This is a genomic window from Dyadobacter sp. (assembly GCF_051859145.1).
In the GTDB taxonomy this organism is placed as follows: Bacteria; Bacteroidota; Bacteroidia; order Cytophagales; family Spirosomataceae; genus Dyadobacter.
The window spans coordinates 1-4,161 of sequence record NZ_JBHYGF010000125.1; the positions used below are offsets into that span (position 1 = coordinate 1).

Genomic DNA, 4,161 nt, shown 5'->3' on the forward strand with positions numbered 1-4,161 from the left:
CACCTGCTGACCGTAACGATGCAAGTCGCGGATAATACTGGAACTGATCGGCGCCAGAGCCGGCGAAGTGATCAGGAAAACAGTTTCAATTTCCTCATACAAATACCTGTTCACCTGCGAAATGCCATTTTCATACTCGAAATCAGTGGTATTTCGCAGGCCGCGAAGCAGAAATGTTGCGCCGAGCTCCCGGGCAGTATGCGCGGTGAGATCATCGTAGGTAATTACCTTCACATTTTTTTCGGACGAAAAGGTTTTCTCAATCATTTCTTTCATCACATCAAGCGGAAAGTACCGCTTCTTTGTCGCATTGTTACCGATACCAATCACGACCTGGTCGAAAAGCCGCAAACCTCTCAGAACGATATCCTCGTGCCCTCTCGTAAATGGATCAAAAGAACCGGGAAACAATGCAATGCGCTCCATAAGTGATAGTTATAAGCCTAAGATGAGACAAGATAGGTATTAAATAAACCAAAATACCGGTGGCCAGGCACTTCGGCACACTGGCTGTTGTATTTCAATGTAGTTGGCCGCCCGCCTATTTGGAGGCCAGGCAGAAAATGCGAAAGTTCCTGGTACGCATCTGCCGTCGCCGAGATTTCACCATAGCAAAGCACTTTTACCTCCTCAGGTTCGTAGCCCAATTGTCCTAATGTAAAAAGAACAATGTAAGCCATCTCATGCACTTCTTTGAACCTAAACCGGTTGCACAGGATCAGCTGCTGACTTTCCGTTACTGTGAGCGTAAACTGATCTTTCTCAAAGTAAAGCGATACTATCCGGATTTCCTGGTGTTCCAGGTGGCTCACCAATGCACCAATTACAAGCGGACTGGTAAAATGATAAAAAGAAAGGTGCGAAGATTTGAAATGGTTCAAGATCCATTCGTGCCAGCTTTGCCGCATTGAAAATACGGTATGCGCATGAACCAGCGGCAGCTCGTGATGCAACACGATATCCTGCCTGGATGGCGCATTTCCGGCTGAGAAGGAAAGGTAGCTCGTTGTATTCTGTTCATCAAAAAGCAGACTCGGAACGAGGCTGAAAAGTCCGGAATTAACAGATATGCGGACTGATTTCCAGGCGCTGGAAGACCAAAGCAAATGTCCCGTAAATACTCTTTTTACCTTCTCGAACAGCTCTTCCTGGGTAAGTGTTTGGTCCAGCGAATAATCTTCCAGCCAGACGCATTCCATATTTTCTTCCTTGACAATGCAAAAACGGATCTGCTGATCACCGATTTCAATGCATAATGTACTTGAAGGAATATTGGCCGGGTCAAAGGTCTGATCACCTACAAGTAAGGTAGGGATGATTTCTATGACCTGGTTTTCAGTATTTGCCACAATAAATGGGGATAATTGCTCTGATTGACATTTCCGTTTAGCTGGCGGGAATGTATTTGTTTATTTCAAAAATGTCCTGCAACGAATTCAGGTTAGTAAATAAGCGATGAACCTGTGACGGTTTTAATCTTTTAATCTCGTTGAGCGTTAGAAACGCTACATCTTCGATAATCTGCTTACCTGCTGCGAGTTCCGGGTCGTTGCCTCTGGTAATATCACCCTGAAATTCGAGGATCTCAAAGAACAACTCGATTGCGTGAAGCGGCAACTGTATGTGTTCATTTACAAAAAGTAGCCTGCCCACCTCTGCTTTCAGGCCGGTCTCTTCTGCCATTTCCCGGACCAGTGCATTTGTTGCCGGCTCACCAAGCTGAACACCGCCACCGGGCGTACTCCAGAAAGGCTCATCGGCACCGTAAAGCTGGTGCCGCACCATCAGAATGCGTTCATTCCGGATGCAGATGCCGCAAACGCGTACCCGCACGCGCCCGCCAAACACTTCTGCTATTTCTTTCCCGACTGTTTGCAAAGCCTGTTTTTGAAGAACAAATATAACTATCCCGCCATATTTGGCAAGATATAGTTCACCCGTCGGGCTGACTGTCCGTGCTGATTTGAATAGGAGTAAGGAATAGATTCAGATCAATTTCAGGAATACGGGCTGCCTGAAATGTAGCTTTCGAGCGTGCTGATATGTTCCTTCTGCTCGTGGATAATAGCTGATACGATATCGTTGATCGAGATAATGCCAACCAATGTACCATTTTGATTGACAGGCAAATGGCGGATGTGTTTGTCAGACATAATCTGCATACACTCTTCGATCTTGTCCATGGTTTCGACGGTAATTACTTTGCTCGTCATTACTTCCCTGATTAAAGTATCGCGCGACGCCCGGCCTTGCAGGATTACCTTTCTCGCATAATCCCTTTCGGAAAAAATTCCGATCAATTCTTCATCCTCCAGTACCAGAACTGCACCAATGTTTTTCGCGGCCATGAGTTCAAGAGCCTCAAACACGGTGTTGTCCTGCGTAACCGACCAAATCGCATTGACAGGCTTGTTGCCCATTACATGTTGTACTAGCATAGATGTTTAGGTTTGGGGTTGTGAGATAAAAAGGATTTTCAATATAGACAATCGACCTGTTAAAGTCCAACTAATTCTGAGTATATTTTTGTTAAGCAACAGCCATTTTGATATTGTTTAACGTTCCGCTAGATTCGTCTCCATGGATACCGATAAAATGCTGCCTTCCCAGTTGCTGCGAAAAAAATTCCCTTTCCGACCTACTGAGGGCCAATTACGTTTCTTCGAACAGGCAAATGATTTTTTGGTTGAGGAAAAAGGATTGGAACGTTACCGCGATTGTTTTTTGCTGAAAGGTTATGCAGGAACTGGTAAGACGACCATTATCAGTACCTTAATTAAAGTACTTAAAAATTTCGGCTACAAATCCATACTGCTTGCGCCGACCGGCCGCGCTGCCAAGGTAATGTCGGGCTACTCGGATAAGGTGGCTTTGACAATTCACAAGAAGATCTACAAACAGACGGCAGACGCATATTCGGGCACGCTGACATTCCAGCGGCAGAAAAATTACCACGATAACACGCTGTTTATCGTAGATGAAGCCTCCATGATCACCAATGAGGCCGATTTTGGCAGTCGCAGCCTCCTGGCCGATCTGATCGATTTCGTTTTTGAAAATCCCGGAAACAAGCTCATGCTGGTGGGTGACGTGGCGCAGCTACCGCCGGTTGGCAAAGAGCTGAGTCCCGCATTAGACAGGGAATATCTGGAACAAACGTTTTATATGTCTGTTTTTCAAGAAGAATTGAAGGAGGTAATGCGACAGGACGAGCAATCGGGCATTCTCTACAATGCGACTTTGCTGCGTGAACAGCTCGCCTCAGAAACCCCCGAGATACAAATTACGACGCGCTCATTTCAGGATGTATATAAAATGACAGGAGAGCGGCTGGAAGAAGGACTGCGCTATGCTTACGACAAGTACGGACAGGAGAATGCAATTATCCTTACACGCTCCAACAAATCCGCTGTGCAGTACAACGAGTTTATCCGCCGCGTAATCAACTTTTCGGAAGAGGAACTCGACGCAGGCGACCGGCTGATGGTAGTGCGCAATAACTATAACATCCTCGATGAAGATTCACCGGCCGGGTTTATAGCAAATGGCGACTTTGTTGAACTGCTGAAAATCAGGAAAACACAAGAGATACATGGTTTCCGCTTTGCTGATGTAACCCTGAGACTTACAGATTATGAAAAGCAGCCGGAATTTGATGCAAAAATATTCCTTGATACGCTGCATTCCTCTTCTCCTTCGATGTCTTCGGAGGATAACCGAAAGCTTTACGACAGTGTGCAGCAGGATTATCTGCATATCAAATCCAATAAGGAAAGGCTGGAAGCTCTGCGCAAAGATCCTTTTTTAAATGCATTGCAGGTCAAATTTGCCTACGCGCTCACCTGCCACAAAGCGCAGGGCGGACAATGGAGTTCGGTCTTCGTTGATCAGGGGTATTTACCCCAGGAGCAGATCAATGCAGAGTTTATCAGGTGGCTGTACACTGCGATTACAAGGGCTACCGACGAAGTTTTCCTGATGAACTTCCATCCGCACTTCTTTAAATAGGTACTCCCCTATTCCTGCACTGCGGCCCTTTTTAACCTGTCATTGATTGCTAGTCCAAGCCCGGCCATAGGTACCCATTCTGCAACAATAGCGGTTGCGTCGGACTTATCGAGTTCACGGAGATAGGCAAAAAGGTTGTGTGCAGCTTCCCGC

The 4,161-nt window shown here is 46.2% G+C and carries 6 protein-coding genes; 1 reads left to right on the forward strand and 5 read right to left on the reverse strand.

The features are described 5' to 3' along the window. The 4 genes from coaD to ACTIE6_RS09040 form a co-directional block, all read right to left on the reverse strand. The coding region (coaD, locus tag ACTIE6_RS09025; RefSeq protein WP_439556325.1) for a pantetheine-phosphate adenylyltransferase at nt 1-426 on the reverse strand (426 nt) is incomplete at its 3' end. Between the two features lie 17 nt (nt 427-443). Further along, nucleotides 444-1,349, reverse strand: a complete 906-nt coding sequence (locus ACTIE6_RS09030) for a DUF3822 family protein (protein ID WP_439556326.1) — start codon at nt 1,347-1,349, stop codon at nt 444-446. A 37-nt stretch (nt 1,350-1,386) separates the two neighbouring features. After that, complete coding sequence (locus tag ACTIE6_RS09035; RefSeq protein WP_439556327.1) at nt 1,387-1,878, reverse strand: NUDIX domain-containing protein; 492 nt, start codon at nt 1,876-1,878, stop codon at nt 1,387-1,389. A 119-nt stretch (nt 1,879-1,997) separates the two neighbouring features. Beyond that, nucleotides 1,998-2,438, reverse strand: coding sequence for a CBS domain-containing protein (locus ACTIE6_RS09040; protein WP_439556328.1), 441 nt, complete (start codon nt 2,436-2,438; stop codon nt 1,998-2,000). 142 nt (nt 2,439-2,580) lie between these two features. On the opposite strand from ACTIE6_RS09040, the gene ACTIE6_RS09045 reads away from it, so the two are divergent. Next, complete coding sequence (locus ACTIE6_RS09045) at nt 2,581-4,008, forward strand: ATP-dependent DNA helicase (protein WP_439556329.1); 1,428 nt, start codon at nt 2,581-2,583, stop codon at nt 4,006-4,008. 8 nt (nt 4,009-4,016) lie between these two features. Here ACTIE6_RS09045 and ACTIE6_RS09050 read toward each other — a convergent pair. Next, nucleotides 4,017-4,161: Sua5 family C-terminal domain-containing protein (locus ACTIE6_RS09050; RefSeq protein ID WP_439556334.1), on the reverse strand; the 145-nt coding region annotated here is incomplete at its 5' end.

Coding starts and splice junctions, on each gene's coding strand:
- ACTIE6_RS09040 (WP_439556328.1), bottom strand. CDS start 2,438: ATGCTAGTACAACATGTAATGGGCAACAAGCCTGTCAATGCGATTTGG.
- ACTIE6_RS09045 (WP_439556329.1), top strand. CDS start 2,581: ATGGATACCGATAAAATGCTGCCTTCCCAGTTGCTGCGAAAAAAATTC.